Origin of the sequence: Clostridium tetani (assembly GCF_900167265.1) — a bacterium.
GTDB classification, from domain to species: domain Bacteria; phylum Bacillota; class Clostridia; order Clostridiales; family Clostridiaceae; genus Clostridium_G; species Clostridium_G tetani.
Genome location: NZ_FUWT01000026.1, coordinates 1 through 17,243, shown reverse-complemented (window position 1 = coordinate 17,243; position 17,243 = coordinate 1). Strand labels below are relative to the sequence as shown.

Here is a 17,243-nt window from a genome sequence, read left to right as displayed (position 1 = left end):
TGGAGGAATGGAAATGAAGGTTACACAAAGGCAATTAATCAATAAAATGTTATTTTGTCCTAAACTAACTTTAAAATTAGATGGAGAAAAGGCAAGTATGTCCTATATGCATACGCATATGCATAGAGGATGGTTTATGAATAGCGAACCAATAAAAGGACTAACAGTTGATATAGTTAAAAAGTTATTTCAAAAGTATAGCGATATTGAGATTATTTGGAGTATGAGAATGTATTAATTAAATAGGTTGAGGAGGACTTGAATGATAGATAAAGAAACTTTTAGAAAAACAGAGGGAAGGATCTATAGATATTATGATAATTTAAAGAACATAGAAAAACTAGAATATAGATGCATGGTATTAGAAAAGACTAAAGAACAATTAAGGCAAGATATAAGAAACAACAATGTAGATATAGAAACAGAGTTAAATATGGGAATAAGCTATTCAGAAAAGGTTCAAAGTTCTTCATTGGGAGTAAGTTATGCAGAACAAGAAACCATTAAACAAATAGATAAACTAATGGAAGAATGGAAATATACCAGGAAACTGATATTAAGACTTCATGCAAGGATAAGGAAAACTAAAAATGAAAATGCAGAGATGGAATATATAATTGGACTTTTAGGTACTCAATATAGATTAATAGCAGAAATGAAATATAAGGATAAATTAAGTTTAGAAAAAATAGGATTCAATTTAAATATGGACAAGAGTACTGTTAGTAGAGTAAGAGTAAAAATAGTTGAAGATATAAGTAAAGTGTTAAATCTATAGGAGTGATAAGAATGAATAGAAAAGAGTTATTAAAAAAATTAAGTAAATATAAAACACTATCTGGATATAAACCCAATTACGATAGCATGACAGATGAAGAACTAGAAAAATATTTAAATACACTTGAAGATGGTTTTGAAACTTATTTTAAAGATGAAAAATAAAAACGTGCAACAAAATTGCAACAAAACTGCAAGGAATTTACTGAATAGATGTGATAATATATTAGCATAAACAAATATAATTAATTAAATTAAACAACTGAATCGTTACAGCAGGGATTACTGTAACAGGCAGGTAGTGCGTACTTGCCAGATTTATTAACACAGAAAGCACTTACTTAATTGTAGGTGCTTTTTCTATTGGAGGAAATAAAAATGCTATTAAAAGACTTTTTAGAAAAATATATATTTCCCATGGAAGATAAGCCTAAGATTAAAAAGGAAAAGAAAAAGAGATTAAATGGGCATTGTAAACACTTTGAAAAAGGAACAGACGGATTTTGCGTTAATTATACAGGATCTACAATAAACTTAGTTAGTTGTATAAGTAAATGTAAAGAAGGTGAGAGGTGTGAAGATAATAAAGGCACAGCAACCAGATATACATAAGAGATTAAGGCAGCAGAATAGAAAACAGAATAAGAAGAAATCTGGGAGAGGAAAGCAGGAACACCTCTCTTTTTCTGATGTAATGGAATTGATGAAGCATGATAGTTATAAAAGGCACAGAGGAGCTATAAGACAGAGATAAGTCGAAAAATGACGCACGAAAGATAGAGGAAAACCTCCTAAAATGTAGAAGTATTTACACTGAAAGGAGGTGGTAATATGAATCAGTTTCAAATAAAAGAATTAATGGAGCTATACCAAGAACTAGACAATAAGCAAAAAGAAATAGGAACTAGATTAGCAAAAGGGATGGAAAATTATACAGAAGAAGATGTGTATATGTCTATGAGTGATGATGAAGAAGTTAAAAAATTATTAAAAAGATTAGAAAATATTAAAAACAAATTGAATGGATGATGAAAAGAGTATCTGAAAAGGTACTCTATTTTAATGCGTAAAATATAAAGTAGGGTGATAGATTGTTATACAAGTTATGTTGTAGATGCGGAAAGATAATAAAATACACACAAAAGTATTGTGAAGAATGTAGTAAGAAAGTTAAGGAACAAAAGAAAGAAAGTTATAGAGATTATAAAAAGAATAGAAAAGATAAGAAAGAACAATCGTTCTATTCCAGTTTTGATTGGATTAATGTAAGAAATAAAGTTAAGAGAAAGTATAAGGGATTATGTTTGTATAGTTACTATGTGTTAGGAGAAATAGTTTATACAGATTACATTCATCACATAGTCTACTTAAAGGACGAAGGTGGATGGGATAAGAGATTAGATATAAATAACCTTGTGACTTGTTGTGCGAGTGTACACGAGGTGATACATAATACAAAGGGTAACGATAAAGTTAAAATGCAAAAACTATTAATGGAATTAAAAGACAGATGGGATAGGGAATTTGGAAAATAATACCCCCCCACCCTTATTTAGTACAGAATATTTTTCTTAAAAGTCCGTGGTCACAGTGTTCTTACGTAAAAACTCCCTTTATGAATAAAAATTAAGAAGTGAGGTGATGAAGGTGGGAAGACCTAAACAACCAGTAGATTTAGTGTTACTAAATGGTAAAAAACATTTAACCAAAGAAGAAATAGAACAGAGAAAAAATAGTGAAGTTAAAGCTGATATAGATAAAATTGAAGCACCTTCACGCTTAACAAAAAAACAAAAAGAAAGATTTAATTATCTAGCTGATGAATTATTGAAAGCTAATATAATGGCTAATTTAGATGTGGAAAGTTTAGCTAGATATGTTTGTTTAGAAGAACAATATAATAAAATTACAAAAAAGATAAACAAGATTGATATACTAAGTGATGATTATGATAAGTTACTTATAAAACAAACTAAAGTATTTGGAATGTTGGACAAGCTAAGTAATCAATTATGTTTTAATATTTTAAGTAGATGTAAAGTATCAATTCCAAAAAAAGAGGAAAAACCAAAGAACAAATTTGCTAAATTTGGAGCTGGTGCTAATGGATAGAGTTACACAATATTGTTATGATGTATTAGATAATAAAATAATTGCAGGTAAGTCTGTTAAATTAGCTTGTCAAAGGCACTTGGATGATTTAGAAAGTAGTAAATTAGAACCATATAAATATAAATTTGATGTGGATAAAGCTAATGCAATTATTAATTTTGCTAATAGTCTTACTGTTGCCGAAGGTGAAGAAGAAATAAATTTAACTTGTTACCAATTTCAGGAATTTATTTTAGGTTCTCTAGTTGGTTGGGTAACTAAAGATAAAGAATATAGGAGATTTAGAAGTAGCTATATACAATTAGGTAGACAGAATGGTAAGTCGTTTCTGAATGGTATATTAGGCACATATTTAGGTAATTTTAGTGGGTATAAATATGGGAAAATATTTTGTGTAGCAACTAAACACGATCAAGCTAAAATTGTTTGGGATGAAATGAACAAGTTCATACAGAGTGATAGTGATTTAGGAGAATTGTTTACTGTACAAGAATATAAATCTACTATTATATGTAATATAACTAATACAGTAATTAAAGCACTAGGTAGAGATACTAAGGGGTTAGATGGTTTAAGACCATTGTTGGCTGTGATAGACGAATATCATGCACATAAAGATAATCAAATGTATAAGCTAATGGAAGGTGGACAAAAGAAAATAAAACAAAGTTTAATTTCTGTAATAACTACAGCTGGATTTGAACTAGAATCACCTTGTCACAAAATGTATAAGTATTGTAAACAAATATTAGATGGTACAGAAAACAACGATACTAAATTTGTATATATTGCAGAAATGGATGAAGAAGATGATTTAGATAATACAGAAAATTGGATAAAAGCTAATCCTATTTTAGAATATGATAGAGAAGCATTAGAAAATTTAGTCCCTGTTTATAAATCTGCAAAAGCAATAGGAGGTAAGGATTGGAATGATTTTCTTACTAAACAATTGAATATGTGGGTTGAGTTTACAGAAACAAAATATATGAATATGACAGCATGGCATAAGTGTGCTAGTAATAAAACTTTAGAAGATTTTAGAGGACAAGAATGTATTTTAGGAATAGATTTATCTAGTGGTGGGGATTTGACGAGCATTTGCCTTGAATTTACATGGTTAAATGATAAAAATGAGAAATGCTATTTTGTACATCAACATAGTTTTATACCTAAAAATAGAGTAAGCGAACATGAAAAAACTGATAATGCTCCATATAATCTTTGGATTAAAAAAGAACTATTAACTGTTACTACTGCAAGTTATGGTATTAAAACAGATTATAAAGAAGTTTTAAAGTACATTAGAGAAAAAATTAACGAATATGATTTAAAATTGACTTTAATTTGTTACGATGAACATAACGCTAGTGCATTTTTAACTGATTTAGATGAATTTGGAGTAGATTGCTTAAATATATTTCAAAATTCTAAAAGTTTAAATGATAGTGTTATGGATATTCGATATAGTGTAGAAGGTGGTAATGTAGAATATAACAAAGATGATGAACTATTAACATGGGCTATGAATAACTGTGAATTAACGCAACCAAGACAAGGCTATGTAATGCTAGATAAAAATAGTAGGTTTAAAAGAATTGACCCAGTTGCTTGTTGGGTAGATGCCCATAAATTTAGTATGAGGAATGAAAAACCTAAACCAGACTTAAATGATTTAATATCGAAGGGAGAGTGGACATTATAGGTAAAATAATTAAACAATTTATAATAACAATATTTACATTTATAATAAAAGATATAGAAGATATATTGATTTTAGGAGGGTGTGGTGTATTAACTACAGCTTTTTTTATTTATGTGAGTGAATTTGCTGGAATGATATGTTTATCAATAATTTTAATAATTCTTGGCTTAATTTTAAGTCGAATACAAAAATAATAAATCTACTATAGAAAGGTAGGTGAGAAAATGGGAATATTTAATAAAATGTGGGATGTAAAAAATGAAACTACTACATTAAGCAATCCTTCTGAATGGTTTGTTAACTTAATGGGAGGAGGTACTACAAATAGTGGCGAACAGGTTACAAAAGAAAGTGCTTTAACTATATCGGGCGTCTACGCTTGTACTGATATAATAGCTAGTTCTATAGCTAAATTACCTTTACATTTATACAAAAAAAATAAAGATGGTAGTAATAGAATTGACAATGATATTAGTTATTTGCTTGAAAAAAGACCTAATTTGTATATGACACCAAGTACATTTAAACATACATTAACGGTTAAATTACTACTTGATGGTAATGCTTATGTATGGATAGAAAGAAATAAAAGTAAAGCTATTAATCTTTGGATTTTGAATAATGTATCTTTATTACAAGACACAAATACAGGCATAGTAACATATAAAGCTATACTAAATTGCAAAACATATATATTTAGCGAAAAAGAAATAGTACATATAAAAGGATTAAGTACAGATGGAATATTAGGTAAAAGTAAAATAGATATACTTAGAGAAACTATAGGAAATATGCAGAGTAGCAGAAAATTATTGGGTAATTATTTCAAAAATGGTACTACCACAAGTGGTGTTATAACTTACGCAGATAAGTTAAGTCCAGAAGCAAAAGGCACAATAAGAGAACAATGGCAAACTAATAACAGTGGTTATGACAATGCTGGTAAAGTGGCTATATTAGATTTAGGTTTAGAATATAAAGAAATTAATTCTATAAAATTTGCTGACCAACAATTTTTAGAGTCTACTAAGTTTACTTTAGAAGAAATCGCTAGAGTATTTAAAGTACCATTGCACATGATTAATAGTTTAGATAGAGCAACTTTTAACAACATAGAGCAACAAAGTTTAGACTTTTATGTGAATACAATAATGCCTATTTTATTACAGATTGAAGAAGAATTAAACTATAAACTATTTGGAAGTAATGATAAAGGTTACTATGTAAAATTTAACATGGAAGGTGCTTTAAGAGGTGATAGTGCTACAAGAAGCACTTACTATGAAAAAATGTTAAATCTAGGTGTATACAGTATTAATGAAGTTAGAAAACTTGAAAATATGAATACGATTGGTGATGAAGGTAATACACATAGAGTTGACTTAAATCACGTGGACATTAAAGTAGTAAATGATTACCAACTAAGTAAAGCTAAGATGGGAGGTGATAAATAGTGAATAAATTTTATGAATTTAAAAATAAAGCTAATGTAATTGATATATATGTTTATGGTGAAATTGTAAGTGGTTCTGATAAATGGGATGAATCTGACGTAACATTTAATGATTTTAAAGACAATTTAGAAGGATTAACGGGTAATGAAACTATAAATATGTATATAAATAGTTGTGGTGGTTCTGTAATTGCTACACAGGGTATATTGGCTATGCTACAGAGAGCTAAAGATAAAGGTGTTACAATAAATGCTACAATTGATGGTTTAGGTGCTTCATGTGCAAGTTTCTTACCTTTAGTGGCTAATAATGTATATGCTTATAATTCTAGTATGCTAATGATACATAAACCTTTTACATTTGCTATGGGAAATGCCGATGAATTACAAGAACAAGCTGAAATATTAAACAAAATAGAAAACAGTGTAATGATGCCGTTATATATGTCTAAGGTAAAAGAAGGAATTACAGAAGATTATATTAAAGATTTAGTAAGAAAGGAAACTTGGTTAAATGCTAAAGAAATGTCTAATATTTTTAACATAGAGATACTAGAAGATGATAAAGAATTAGTTGCTTGTGTAAAAGATAAATCTATTTTAAATAACTATAAGAATATTCCAGAACAACTAAAAAATAAACTTACAGATAAGGATAAACAACAAACTACAGATGAATTAGAATTAGCGAAAGCAAAATTAAAATTAGAATTATTATAATAACACGTTAAAATGATATATACGTGTTATTTTTATACAAAAAAATAAATTTATAAAATGAAAGGATGGATATAAAGATGACAAGAGTAGAAGAATTAATGAATAAAATTGAGGAAATGAAAATAGAAGCTAAAGAGTTAAAAACTGCTAAAGAAATAAATGATAAGATTTCTGAAATTGAGGATATGAAAGCTCAATTGAAAGTTGCTGAAATGGAAGAAGCTGATGAAAAGGCTGAAATAGAAAACAAAATAAAAGAAGGTAAAATGAAAAATTTAAATGAAGGGATGGATGATAAAATGGAAAATAAAATTGATGGAGTAAAAGTGTTTGCTAAAGCTTTAAGAAGAGAAGGATTAACAGAAATAGAAAATGCTATGGTTACAGGTGGTAGTAACGGAGAAAATAACATAATTCCAACTGATGTAAGAACTAAAATAAATGAACTAGCTAGACAATATAAATCTGCTAGAGATTTAGTAGGATATATGCCAACATCTACACTAAGTGGTTCTTTTGTGTATGAAGACTTATCTACAATGGGAGAATTAACTAACTTTACAGATGGTTTAGGTGTTCCAAATTCTAAAGATGCTAAATTTAACACAGTTCCTTACGCTTTAAAAGAGTATGGTGGAATATTAGAAGTTTCTAATGTACTATTACAAAATGAAACTGGTGGATTAGTAGATTATATAGGAAACTGGTTTAATAAAAAGAGAATAAGAACAGAAAATAAGAAAATATTTGAAACTTTAAAAGCTGGTAAATCTGCTAAAGCTGTAGCTGATTGGAAAGCTTTAAAGAAATCTATAAATATAGATTTAGACCCATTAGTAGCTGGAAATACTGTAATAGTAACTAACCAAGATGGATTTGATGTATTAGATTCTGCTGTTGATACTAACGGTAGACCAATTCTACAGCCTAATCCAATTAATCCAACACAAAGATTATTTATGGGATACCCAGTACATGTATTCTCTAATGCTGAATTACCAACTACAGGTTCTACAGCTAAGAAAGCACCTATTTTCTATGGAGATTTGTCTGCTGGATGTACTTTTATCGACAGAAATAATTACGAATTTAAAACTTCTAGTGAAGCTGGATTCGATACAAATAAGACAAAAATAAGAGTTATTGAATTAATTGATTGTGTACAAGCTGATAAAGATGCTTATATGGTTGGAGAATTAACAATAGCATAGTTATAGAGGGGTTATTCCCCTCTTATTTTAATATTGAGGAGGGGATTAAATGATATTAACATTGGAAGAAACAAAAGAATTTTTAAAAGTAGATTATTCGGACGAAGATAATTATATACAAGACTTAATTAATGCTAGTGAACTATATTTAAAAAACTCTACAGGAAAAAGTTATGATAATACTAATCCACTTGCGAAGTTATTTTGTAAGGTATTGGTAAGTGATTGGTACGACAATAGAGGATTTATGGAAGAAAACAAAGTAACTACTAAAGTTAGATATACTATACAATCTATAATTGTACAATTGAGTTATTGTGGAGGTGTATAGTGTAATGGATACAGGAAAACTAAATAAAAGAATTACAATACAAAAATATACTACAATACAAAACGAAAATGGCTTTGATGTAGAAGATTGGATAGATTGCAAAACGATTTGGGCTAGCGTAAATAATCTTTGGGGTAAAGAGTTCTATGCAGCTAAGGCGGTACAAGCAGAAAATACAGTAGAATTTGTAGTTAGATATAGCAGAAATTTAGAAAACATTAACACTAAAGAATATCGTATATTTTGGAACAATAGAATTTTTAATATTACCTTTATAGATAATATACAGTATATGAACAAATGGCTTAAATTTAAAGCTGTTGAGGTGAAGTAGTATGGCTGATGGTATAGAAATTGAAGGTATGGAAGAGTTTGCTGATATGCTAGAGAATATGACTATTGATGAAGCTGACGAAAAAAAAGCTATGAGAGAAGCTATAAAACCGATTGCAGATGAGATAGAAAAAAATACAAAGAAAAGAAGTGGTAAGCTATCTAAGTTATCTAAAACAGTTAAAAAAGAAGGTTTAGGAACTGTAGGAATAGTTAGAACTAAAGCTTTTTACGATATTTTTGAAGAATTTGGGACTAGCCATGCTAAGCACAATGTCGGATACTTTGACAGAAGTGTTAAAAATACAGAGGATAATGCAATAGAAATATTAAGCAAAGAGTTATTAGATAAAGAAAGGTAGGCGGTGTAGTTATGAAGAAGAAGGGAATAAATAAAATTTATGGGTTTATGTTAGAAAATATGGCAAAAGAAGATACAAAGATAAGTATTAAGGAATTAAAATACATGAGTGATCTAGTATATAATTGGATTGTATTATATGAAGAAGATGTAAAGGTGATAATAAATGAGTATAAAAAAGTATCTGTTGAATGTACTAAACAATAAAGAAATACTAGATTTATTACCAGATAAGAGGGTTTATTTTCTTCATGCAACTACTCCAAACAAAAAATTATATTTGGAGTATGAGATAGTAAATGAGTATGGAGCAGAGTATTCGGAAGGGAATGAAGATTATACAACATACATAGTACAAGTAGATATATTTAGTACAGGAGATTATACAAAATTAGAAAAAGTAGTTAAAGAAATAATGCTTAAAAATGGTTTTAATAGAGATATGGCAGTAGATTTGTATGAAAAAGAAACAGGATTATATCACAAGGCAATGAGATTTTTGATAAGTTTACCGACTTAAAGTGAGGTGATAAAGAAATGAAAGTCAAGGAATTAGAAGGTATTTTAAGAGAAGGCATTTGTATTTTGAATAAAGAAAAAAAAGAATTATTTGTCCCTCTTATAACTAATGCTTATATTTTAATTAATCACAATGATGAAGTGTTATGGGAAAAGTATGGAGAAAAGAGGGTTAAAGAAATTTACAATGAAAATGAAATGATATTAGTAGAGATAGAATAAAAAAATGATAAAGGAAGGTTGATAATATGGAAAATACAATAGTACCGGTTGTAGGACTAGAAAAATTATATGTAGCAAAAATTTTAAGTGATGGGGAAACAACAACTTATGACACTCCAAAATATCTTGCAGGTATAAAAGAAATAGGTGTAAAACCAAAAGTGAACTCTGATGAGTTTTACGCAGAAAATCAGTTATGGCTATCTGAATCAACATTGGCTAATGTTGATGTAGAAGTAGATATAACAGATTTAACGAATGAAGATGAAGCTATGCTTTTAGGACATAAAATAGCGACAGAAGGTGGAATAATTAAGAGTGCTGATGATGTTGCACCAGAAGTTGCTCTACTTTTTAAAGCTAACAAAGGTAATGGAAAGGCTAGATATGTTGTACTTTACAAAGGTAAGTTTAGCATTGGAGATGAAGATTACAAAGGTAAAGAAGGTAAGGCTAATTTCCAATCTAAAAAGTTAAAGGCAACTTTTGCACCTTTACATTCTAACAGTATGTGGAGCTATAAAGTTGATGAGGAACAAGGAATGACAGACACTAAATTCTTTGAAAGTGTAATAGTACCTACAGAAAAAACAGAAAATATTGAAGGTTAATATATAGGATAGATTAATTTCTATCCTCTTTCTATTAGAATAAATAATTTAAGAAAAAATTAAATGATGTTTTTTATATAGCTATGTAAAATAAAAAATATAAAAAATATTATAAAAGGGGTGCATGATATGTTAGATAAAATAAGAAAACAGATGATAGGTGATAAAGAATATTCTTTTAAAATGGTTAATAAGACCATAAGAAAAATTGATGAAAAATATAGGAATTATGGAAGTGTAATTTATGGACTTATGGAAGGTCAACAGTTTTATACAAATGCTTTAAAATTAGTAAGTATGTGTTGTGTAGATGAAGATGAAGAAGGAAATGTAAAAGAATTTAGCATAGAAGAATTAGAAGATACAATGACGGCAGATCAGTATAGAGATATTACAGTATTAGCAGTAAATCTTTATTTTGATTACATGGGAATTAATGAAGAAGAAGATAAAAATGAAAAGAAAGAAAGTAAGAAAAAAAACTAGATGACCAATCAAAATCTAAATATAAAATAGATTTTGATTGGCTTTTTTACATAAGTAAAGTGTATTTACATTATACTAGGGAAGAATTTTGGGAAGCTACACATGCAGAAATATATAAGATGTGGAAGGCACATATAAAGTTTAATAACTGGAAAGTTAAAAATAATAATGAAGAAAATAACTCTATAAATGATACGAATTATAAAAAGGTAAATATTGAAGATATATCATTTCTGTAGTTAGGAGGTGAATAGATGGCAAGTAATACAGAGAAGAGAATAACGGCTAAGATGGTACTAGATAGTACGGGTTATAACAGTAGTATTAAAGGTATAAACTCTGAAATGAAAAAACATCAAGCAGAATTAAAGTTAGCTAGTGAGGGAATAAAAACTTTTGGTAAAGATTCTGAAAAGCTTAAATCTGTACAAGAAAGTTTATCTAAACAAGTAGAATTACATAGTAAAAAAGTAGATTTATATAAACAAAGTATAGAAAAATCTAATACTAAAATGCAAGAGAATATTAAAACTAGAGATAAATTAAAAGAAAGTTTATCCAAAGTACAAAGTGAACTAAAAAAAGTGATAGATACACATGGCAAAGAATTACAAAGCTATATAAAAAATAGAGAAGAATTAAGCAAATTAAATAAAGAATATGAAGTTGCCAAAAAGAAATATGGTGAAAATAGTGTAGAAGCTAAGAAATTAAAAGAGCAAATAAACAAACTTGAAAATGAACAGAAAAAGCTTGTTGTAGGTAAAGAAAAAGAAGTAAAGGCATATGAGAAAGCAAAACAAGAAGTTGAAAAAACAACGAAAGAATATGAAAAAAATGAAAAAGCAATAGAAACAAATGCTAAACAAGTGCAGAATTATGAAACCAATATGAATAAAGCTAATGCACAGATGGTTCGTACCGAAGGTGAGTTAAGACGTATAAATGAAGAACTTGCTAGAAGTAATAATAAATGGTTACAAGCTAGTGAAGGCTTAAAAAAACACTCTGAAAAGCTTAAGGATATTGGTGGGAAGGTAACGAATGTAGGTAAAAATTTAACAACACATGTATCTTTACCACTTGCTGGAGTAGGAATTGCAGCAAGTAAAGTTGGTATGGATTTTGAAGCACAAATGAGTAAAGTACAAGCAATAAGTGGTGCTACTGGAGAAGATTTTAATAAGTTAAAAGCAAAAGCAGAGGAAATGGGAAGCAAAACTAAGTTTAGTGCTAAAGAATCGGCAGAAGGACTTGAGTATATGGCTACTGCTGGTTGGAAAACACAGGATATGCTTGACGGATTACCTCCTATTTTAAATTTAGCAACAGCTGCGGGAGCTGATTTAGGACAAACTTCGGATATTGTAACGGATGCTTTAACTGCTTTTGGATTAAAAGCTAAGGATTCTGGGCATTTCAGTGATATTTTAGCAAGTGCTAGTAGTAATGCAAATACAAATGTGTTAATGATGGGAGAGAGTTTTAAATATGCAGCACCTATTTTTGGATCTGTAGGTTATACAGCAGAAGATGCAGCACTTGCAATAGGGCTTATGGCTAATAGTGGTATAAAAGGTACACAAAGTGGTACAGCACTTAGAAGCATGATAACTAGATTAGTAAAACCTACAAAAGAAAGTGCCCAGGCTATGAAAATTTTAGGTTTAAAAATAACTGATAGTAGTGGCAAAATGAAACCTTTTAATGTTCTTATGGATGAAATGAGAAATTCTTTTGCTAAACTTAATCCAGAGCAAAAAGCAAGTGTTGCAGCACAATTAGCTGGTCAAGAGGCTATGTCTGGGTTGTTGTCAATTGTTAATGCAGCACCAGAGGATTACAACAAATTAAAAGGTGCTATTAATACATGCGACGGTGCTACAGATAAAATGGCAGAAACCATGAGTAATAATGCCAAAGGTAGCATAACAGAAATGAAAAGTGCTTTAGAAGGTGCTGGTATAAAAATATTCAAGGTAGTGGCTCCAAGCATCACTGATTTAGCTAAATCAGTAACAAAAATGGCGGATAAATTTAGCAAACTAAATCCAAAAACACAAGAAACTATAGTTAAAATGGCAGCACTAGGAATTGCTACGGGTCCCGTTGTTGGAGGAATAGGGAAAACAATAACTGGAGTTGGAAATTTAGCTGGTGGTCTTTCTAAATTAACTGGTTGGTTAGGTAAAACAAGCTTAGCAACTAAAGGTGCTAGTGTAGCTACAGGGTTAGCAAGTAAAGGTATGGGAGCAATGGGATTAGCAACAAAAGCAAGTACATTATTATTAAATCCTTGGGCGATTGGCATAGGTGCAGTTACTTTAGCTGGGGTTGGACTTGCAAAACATCTTAAAAAAGATGCAGCACCTTCTGTAGATTTGTTTGCAGATAAAGTAGAGCATACAACGGAAGTAGTAACAACTGCTAGTGGGGAATTAGAGAATAAAATGGTTACAACTACTACTAAAATAAGCGAAGAAACAAAGAAACAAGTCGGGGCATATATGGAATTAGACAAAGGTGCTGAAAAGTCTCTAACAGATTTATATGTAAATGGCACTAAAATAAGCGATAAAACATCTAAGTCTCTTACAGATATTTATACACAAATGACTACACAAATTAAAACTGGTATGGATAAACATTATAATGATCAAGTTGAAACAATGAAAAAGTTTTTAAATAATAGTAAAAATATAACTAAAGAAGAACAGCAAAAAATGCTTGGCGATTTAAAGAAACATAATGAAAAACAGAAAAGGGAAATAGACAGTTATGAGAAGAGAATAAAAGAAATAGTGAATAAAGCTAGTAAAGAAAATAGAGAGCTTAAGAAGGAAGAACAACGAGAAATAAACTCTATACAAGAAAAAATGAGAACTAATGCAGTTAAAACCTTATCTGCTAGTGAAGTAGAACAAAAAGTAATAATGGAGAGATTGAAAAGTTATAGTAGTAGAATTACAGCAGAACAAGCAAGTGAAGTAATTAAAAATGCTGAAAAGCAGAAACAAGAATCTGTTAGTGCAGCAGAAAAACAATATGATGAAACTGTAAGAAATATAATAAAAATGAGAGATGAAACTAAGACTATAACACATGATCAAGCTGAAAAATTAATAGAAGAAGCAGAAAGGCAAAAGGAAGAAAGTATAACCAAAGCAGGAGAAATGAAAAAAACAGTAGTTGAAAAAATAAAAGAAATGAACAAAGATACTATGAAAAATATTGACGAAAATGACGGACACATAAAAACTAAGTGGGAAAATTTAAAAAGTTGGTTTAAGAATAATCCCATAATGAGAACTATAAAAAATACAGTAAAAAATAGCCAAGCTGAACTAGAAGGTGCAGGTAGAAATTGGACAGGTACAAACTATTGGCAAGGTGGGCTTACTTACTTGCATGATTCCCCAGGGACAAATAGTAATTATGAGCTTTATGACCTACCAAGAGGAACTAGAGTTTTTAATCATGACGCAAGTGCAGAGTTAGTAACACAAACGGCTGAAAATGTAGCAACTAAAGTAGCTAATAGTGTATTAAAAAATTTCCAAGGCATGGGAGCAGGTGGACAAGAACAAACTATAATTGTACCAGTACAACTAGATGGCAGAGAAATCGCAAGAATAACAGCTAAACCAATGTCAGAAGAACTAGGAAAATTAAACAAGAGAGGAGTGTTAGGCTATGTTTAGTATACAGTTTAATAATTATAATAGTTACAAAGATTTAGGTTTAATTGCAGAGCATAGACCTAATATTCCTATCCCAGAAAAAAATATAAGACACATATATATACAAGGTAGCAATGGAACACTTATAGAGGACTTAGGAACATATAAAGACATAGAAATTCCTATCACCTTTGGATTTAAAGAGAAAGAAAAATTTTTAGATAAATGTAGATTTATAAAACATTGGTTAAATAATATAAAAAATAGAAAATTAATATTAAATGATGATGCAGATATGTTTTACAAGGTTAAATATGTTAGGACTAATAATATAGAAAGAAGTATGAGGACTTTAGGAAAACTTACAGTTACTTTTATATCTGAACCATTCAAATATCTTGAAGATGAAATTATAGAAATGAATGATAATATGAACATATATAATCCTGGTACTTTTAAAAGCCAACCTTATATAAAAATGTTTGCTACAGGAGATATTACATTAAATATAAATAATGAAATTGTTAAATTTAATGGAATTGAAGATTATATAGAACTAGATTCTGAAATACAAGAATGTTATAAAGATACTTTAAACTGCAACAATAAAATGACAGGAGAATTTCCTACATTGAAAACAGGAAAAAATAATATTTCTTGGACAGGCAATGTAAATAAAATAGAAATAACTCCGAGATGGAGGTGTTTATAATTGATTAATATATATAATAGTAAAGAAGCTAATTTTGAACATAATGGATTAGCAGTTTTAGATAGTTGCATATCTTGCACCGTTGAAGAAGAGCTTAATGGATACTATGAGTTAGAATTAGAATACCCTATGTTTTCGACTAAGGCAAAATATTTAATAGAAGATAATATTATAAAAGCACCTACACCTATAGGGTTGCAACTTTTTAGGATTTATAGAAAAGTTAAAAATATGTCTACTATAACTGTTTATGGTAGACATATTTTTTATGATTTACTTGATAATTTTATAGAAGATTGCAGACCTATAGAATTAAATGGACACAATGCTTTAAACAACATACTACATGATACACAGTATTCACATGAATTTAAGGCTAATTCTAATATTGCTACTATGGCTACAGCTTATTATATTAGGAAGAATCCTATAGAAGTTCTAATAGGAGATAATAACAATAGTTTTGTAAATCGTTGGGGTGGAGAACTCCAAAGGGATAATTTCAATATTTCTATATTAAACAGTATTGGAGCAGATAATGGTGTTACTATTGCTTATGGAAAGAATTTAATAGGTATAGAAGAAGATTTAGACATGAGTGAAGTTGCAACTAGAATAATGCCTACAGGACTTACAGAAGGTGATTCTGTAATAATACTACCAGAAAAATATATAGATTCCCTTAATATAAATAAGTATCCTACTGCTAGAATTAGGCATATTCATTTTGGAGATATAAAAGTAGATCCAGAGGAAAATATAACATTGAATGATGTTTATAAACTACTTAGAGAAAGAGTACAAGAATTATACAAAATACAACAAATAGATATTCCAAAGGTTAATTATGTTATAGACTTTATAGAACTTTCTAAAACGGAAGAATATAAAGATTATAAGGTATTAGAAACAGTACACTTAGGAGATATTGTTACAGTAAAACATAAGAAGTTGGATATAGATATAAAGCGAAAAGTAGTTAAGTATACATGGGATTCTATATCAAATAAATACTTAGAGATAGAATTAGGTAATTTAAAAGATAATCTAGTAAAAGAAACAAAAAAAATAAATAATAATATAAAGAAAAATGAAGAAGATATTTTAGATACTAAGCAAGACTTAAGTGATGCAAAAGAAGATTTAAAAGAAACTAAAGAAAAAACTAGAAGTGAATTTATAAAAACTAATGATAGAATTACACTAAACGTTGAAGAAATAGGAAAAACTAATGCTAAGTTAGAAATTACAGCAAACCAAATTCGTACAGAGGTAAATGATGTAGAAAAAAATCTTAGCAGCTCGATAACTCAAACCGCAGATAAAATAATGACATATGTAATAAATGAAAATGATAATATGAGTTCTAGAATAACCCAAACCGCAAAAGAAATTAAATTAGAGGTTCAAGAAGGTGATGAAAAACTAATGTCTACTATAGTACAGACTGCTGAAAATATTGCATTGCAAGTTAGTGATACAGAAAAAGAGCTTAATAGCAAGATAGAAATAACAGCTGATAGGATAGAAAGTAAAGTGCAAGATAACTATAGAGATTTAAGTTCTTGGATTTCCCAAGAGGCGGATAAAATAGAAATGGTAGTTGATGGTAGAGGAGATATCAGAGCTGCAAAAATAGCATTAGCCATAAGCGAAGATTATTCGGCTATAAGTATGATTGCCGATAGAATAGAGATTAAGCCACATAGTGGAATTATAGAATTTCCTTATGGACAAGATATAGATTGCCGTGGTGGAGACATAAGAATAAGAAATTCCTCTAATAATTATTTAAAAATTAGTGGGGATTTTGACTTTTATAATAGAGGAAGTATATTAGCTTCTATAACACCAAGTGGTATTTATTTTAAAGGAAGGAGGGTGAAATTAGAAGGTGAAGTCTAAGTCTTTTAATTTAGTTTACTTAGATACTAAAGAAAAAATAATTAATACTTTAAATGAAGTAGGATTGCCAGTTGTAGCAATGCAAAGCATGATAAATGAGATAAA

The 17,243-nt window shown here is 29.1% G+C and carries 24 protein-coding genes; all 24 read left to right on the top strand.

Features of this window, described 5'->3' with window-relative positions; translation table 11 throughout:
* On the top strand, positions 1-238 hold a 238-nt coding region (locus tag B5D21_RS13575; RefSeq protein ID WP_207643827.1), incomplete at its 5' end, for a hypothetical protein.
* Between the two features lie 24 nt (positions 239-262).
* Positions 263-778 carry a hypothetical protein gene (locus B5D21_RS13570; RefSeq protein ID WP_011100290.1) on the top strand — a complete coding sequence of 172 codons (516 nt, stop codon included), beginning with the start codon at positions 263-265 and terminating at the stop codon, positions 776-778.
* Positions 779-789: 11 nt separating this feature from the next.
* Positions 790-942 carry a hypothetical protein gene (locus tag B5D21_RS14115; RefSeq protein WP_155274225.1) on the top strand — a complete coding sequence of 51 codons (153 nt, stop codon included), beginning with the start codon at positions 790-792 and terminating at the stop codon, positions 940-942.
* 213 nt (positions 943-1,155) lie between these two features.
* The gene (locus B5D21_RS13565) at positions 1,156-1,389 is read left to right on the top strand and encodes a hypothetical protein (RefSeq protein WP_035127730.1); all 234 of its coding nucleotides are present in this window, start codon (positions 1,156-1,158) and stop codon (positions 1,387-1,389) included.
* Between the two features lie 219 nt (positions 1,390-1,608).
* Positions 1,609-1,806: a hypothetical protein gene (locus tag B5D21_RS13555; protein WP_035127733.1), complete on the top strand. Its 198-nt coding sequence runs from the start codon at positions 1,609-1,611 to the stop codon at positions 1,804-1,806.
* A gap of 62 nt (positions 1,807-1,868) precedes the next feature.
* Positions 1,869-2,312, top strand: a complete 444-nt coding sequence (locus tag B5D21_RS13550; RefSeq protein WP_035127737.1) for an HNH endonuclease — start codon at positions 1,869-1,871, stop codon at positions 2,310-2,312.
* A gap of 112 nt (positions 2,313-2,424) precedes the next feature.
* Positions 2,425-2,889, top strand: a complete 465-nt coding sequence (locus B5D21_RS13545; RefSeq protein ID WP_035127740.1) for a phage terminase small subunit P27 family — start codon at positions 2,425-2,427, stop codon at positions 2,887-2,889.
* Positions 2,882-4,594 (top strand): terminase large subunit, encoded by a 1,713-nt coding sequence (locus B5D21_RS13540; protein WP_035127742.1) that lies wholly within the window; start codon positions 2,882-2,884, stop codon positions 4,592-4,594. Before B5D21_RS13545 ends, B5D21_RS13540 begins: the two co-directional genes overlap by 8 nt.
* Positions 4,582-4,788 carry a hypothetical protein gene (locus tag B5D21_RS13535; protein ID WP_035127745.1) on the top strand — a complete coding sequence of 69 codons (207 nt, stop codon included), beginning with the start codon at positions 4,582-4,584 and terminating at the stop codon, positions 4,786-4,788. Before B5D21_RS13540 ends, B5D21_RS13535 begins: the two co-directional genes overlap by 13 nt.
* 30 nt (positions 4,789-4,818) lie before the next feature.
* Positions 4,819-6,048 carry a phage portal protein gene (locus B5D21_RS13530; RefSeq protein WP_035127748.1) on the top strand — a complete coding sequence of 410 codons (1,230 nt, stop codon included), beginning with the start codon at positions 4,819-4,821 and terminating at the stop codon, positions 6,046-6,048.
* Positions 6,048-6,767 carry a head maturation protease, ClpP-related gene (locus B5D21_RS13525; RefSeq protein ID WP_035127750.1) on the top strand — a complete coding sequence of 240 codons (720 nt, stop codon included), beginning with the start codon at positions 6,048-6,050 and terminating at the stop codon, positions 6,765-6,767. Before B5D21_RS13530 ends, B5D21_RS13525 begins: the two co-directional genes overlap by 1 nt.
* Positions 6,768-6,844: 77 nt before the next feature.
* Entirely contained in the window at positions 6,845-7,978 is a 1,134-nt protein-coding gene (locus B5D21_RS13520; RefSeq protein WP_035127752.1) for a phage major capsid protein, read from the top strand.
* 49 nt (positions 7,979-8,027) lie between these two features.
* The gene (locus tag B5D21_RS13515) at positions 8,028-8,309 is read left to right on the top strand and encodes a head-tail connector protein (protein WP_035127755.1); all 282 of its coding nucleotides are present in this window, start codon (positions 8,028-8,030) and stop codon (positions 8,307-8,309) included.
* Positions 8,310-8,313: 4 nt separating this feature from the next.
* Positions 8,314-8,643, top strand: a complete 330-nt coding sequence (locus B5D21_RS13510) for a phage head closure protein (RefSeq protein WP_035127758.1) — start codon at positions 8,314-8,316, stop codon at positions 8,641-8,643.
* A 1-nt stretch (position 8,644) separates the two neighbouring features.
* Entirely contained in the window at positions 8,645-9,004 is a 360-nt protein-coding gene (locus B5D21_RS13505) for an HK97-gp10 family putative phage morphogenesis protein (RefSeq protein ID WP_035127761.1), read from the top strand.
* Between the two features lie 11 nt (positions 9,005-9,015).
* Positions 9,016-9,210 (top strand): hypothetical protein, encoded by a 195-nt coding sequence (locus tag B5D21_RS13500; protein ID WP_035127764.1) that lies wholly within the window; start codon positions 9,016-9,018, stop codon positions 9,208-9,210.
* Entirely contained in the window at positions 9,170-9,523 is a 354-nt protein-coding gene (locus B5D21_RS13495) for a hypothetical protein (protein ID WP_035127766.1), read from the top strand. The genes B5D21_RS13500 and B5D21_RS13495 overlap by 41 nt, the downstream gene beginning before the upstream one ends.
* A 17-nt stretch (positions 9,524-9,540) precedes the next feature.
* Complete coding sequence (locus B5D21_RS13490; protein ID WP_035127769.1) at positions 9,541-9,744, top strand: hypothetical protein; 204 nt, start codon at positions 9,541-9,543, stop codon at positions 9,742-9,744.
* A 26-nt stretch (positions 9,745-9,770) separates the two neighbouring features.
* Positions 9,771-10,355, top strand: coding sequence for a major tail protein (locus B5D21_RS13485; RefSeq protein ID WP_035127772.1), 585 nt, complete (start codon positions 9,771-9,773; stop codon positions 10,353-10,355).
* A gap of 129 nt (positions 10,356-10,484) precedes the next feature.
* On the top strand, positions 10,485-10,841 hold the full coding sequence (locus B5D21_RS13480) for a hypothetical protein (protein ID WP_035127775.1): 357 nt from the start codon (positions 10,485-10,487) through the stop codon (positions 10,839-10,841).
* Between the two features lie 59 nt (positions 10,842-10,900).
* The gene (locus tag B5D21_RS13475) at positions 10,901-11,080 is read left to right on the top strand and encodes a hypothetical protein (RefSeq protein ID WP_035127777.1); all 180 of its coding nucleotides are present in this window, start codon (positions 10,901-10,903) and stop codon (positions 11,078-11,080) included.
* A 15-nt stretch (positions 11,081-11,095) separates the two neighbouring features.
* Positions 11,096-14,542: a phage tail tape measure protein gene (locus B5D21_RS13470; protein WP_035127780.1), complete on the top strand. Its 3,447-nt coding sequence runs from the start codon at positions 11,096-11,098 to the stop codon at positions 14,540-14,542.
* Positions 14,535-15,233 carry a distal tail protein Dit gene (locus B5D21_RS13465; protein ID WP_035127782.1) on the top strand — a complete coding sequence of 233 codons (699 nt, stop codon included), beginning with the start codon at positions 14,535-14,537 and terminating at the stop codon, positions 15,231-15,233. Before B5D21_RS13470 ends, B5D21_RS13465 begins: the two co-directional genes overlap by 8 nt.
* A complete protein-coding gene (locus tag B5D21_RS13460) occupies positions 15,234-17,138 on the top strand; it encodes a phage tail spike protein (protein WP_052056109.1) in 1,905 nt (634 codons plus the stop codon).
* The last annotated feature ends 105 nt before the right edge of the window (positions 17,139-17,243 follow it).

Bases quoted from the DNA above. Each gene is read 5' to 3' on its own strand.
- B5D21_RS13570 (WP_011100290.1), top strand. From the start codon at position 263: ATGATAGATAAAGAAACTTTTAGAAAAACAGAGGGAAGGATCTATAGA.
- B5D21_RS14115 (WP_155274225.1), top strand. From the start codon at position 790: ATGAATAGAAAAGAGTTATTAAAAAAATTAAGTAAATATAAAACACTA.
- B5D21_RS13565 (WP_035127730.1), top strand. From the start codon at position 1,156: ATGCTATTAAAAGACTTTTTAGAAAAATATATATTTCCCATGGAAGAT.
- B5D21_RS13555 (WP_035127733.1), top strand. From the start codon at position 1,609: ATGAATCAGTTTCAAATAAAAGAATTAATGGAGCTATACCAAGAACTA.
- B5D21_RS13540 (WP_035127742.1), top strand. From the start codon at position 2,882: ATGGATAGAGTTACACAATATTGTTATGATGTATTAGATAATAAAATA.
- B5D21_RS13530 (WP_035127748.1), top strand. From the start codon at position 4,819: ATGGGAATATTTAATAAAATGTGGGATGTAAAAAATGAAACTACTACA.
- B5D21_RS13520 (WP_035127752.1), top strand. From the start codon at position 6,845: ATGACAAGAGTAGAAGAATTAATGAATAAAATTGAGGAAATGAAAATA.
- B5D21_RS13515 (WP_035127755.1), top strand. From the start codon at position 8,028: ATGATATTAACATTGGAAGAAACAAAAGAATTTTTAAAAGTAGATTAT.
- B5D21_RS13510 (WP_035127758.1), top strand. From the start codon at position 8,314: ATGGATACAGGAAAACTAAATAAAAGAATTACAATACAAAAATATACT.
- B5D21_RS13505 (WP_035127761.1), top strand. From the start codon at position 8,645: ATGGCTGATGGTATAGAAATTGAAGGTATGGAAGAGTTTGCTGATATG.
- B5D21_RS13500 (WP_035127764.1), top strand. From the start codon at position 9,016: ATGAAGAAGAAGGGAATAAATAAAATTTATGGGTTTATGTTAGAAAAT.
- B5D21_RS13495 (WP_035127766.1), top strand. From the start codon at position 9,170: ATGAGTATAAAAAAGTATCTGTTGAATGTACTAAACAATAAAGAAATA.
- B5D21_RS13490 (WP_035127769.1), top strand. From the start codon at position 9,541: ATGAAAGTCAAGGAATTAGAAGGTATTTTAAGAGAAGGCATTTGTATT.
- B5D21_RS13485 (WP_035127772.1), top strand. From the start codon at position 9,771: ATGGAAAATACAATAGTACCGGTTGTAGGACTAGAAAAATTATATGTA.
- B5D21_RS13480 (WP_035127775.1), top strand. From the start codon at position 10,485: ATGTTAGATAAAATAAGAAAACAGATGATAGGTGATAAAGAATATTCT.
- B5D21_RS13470 (WP_035127780.1), top strand. From the start codon at position 11,096: ATGGCAAGTAATACAGAGAAGAGAATAACGGCTAAGATGGTACTAGAT.
- B5D21_RS13465 (WP_035127782.1), top strand. From the start codon at position 14,535: ATGTTTAGTATACAGTTTAATAATTATAATAGTTACAAAGATTTAGGT.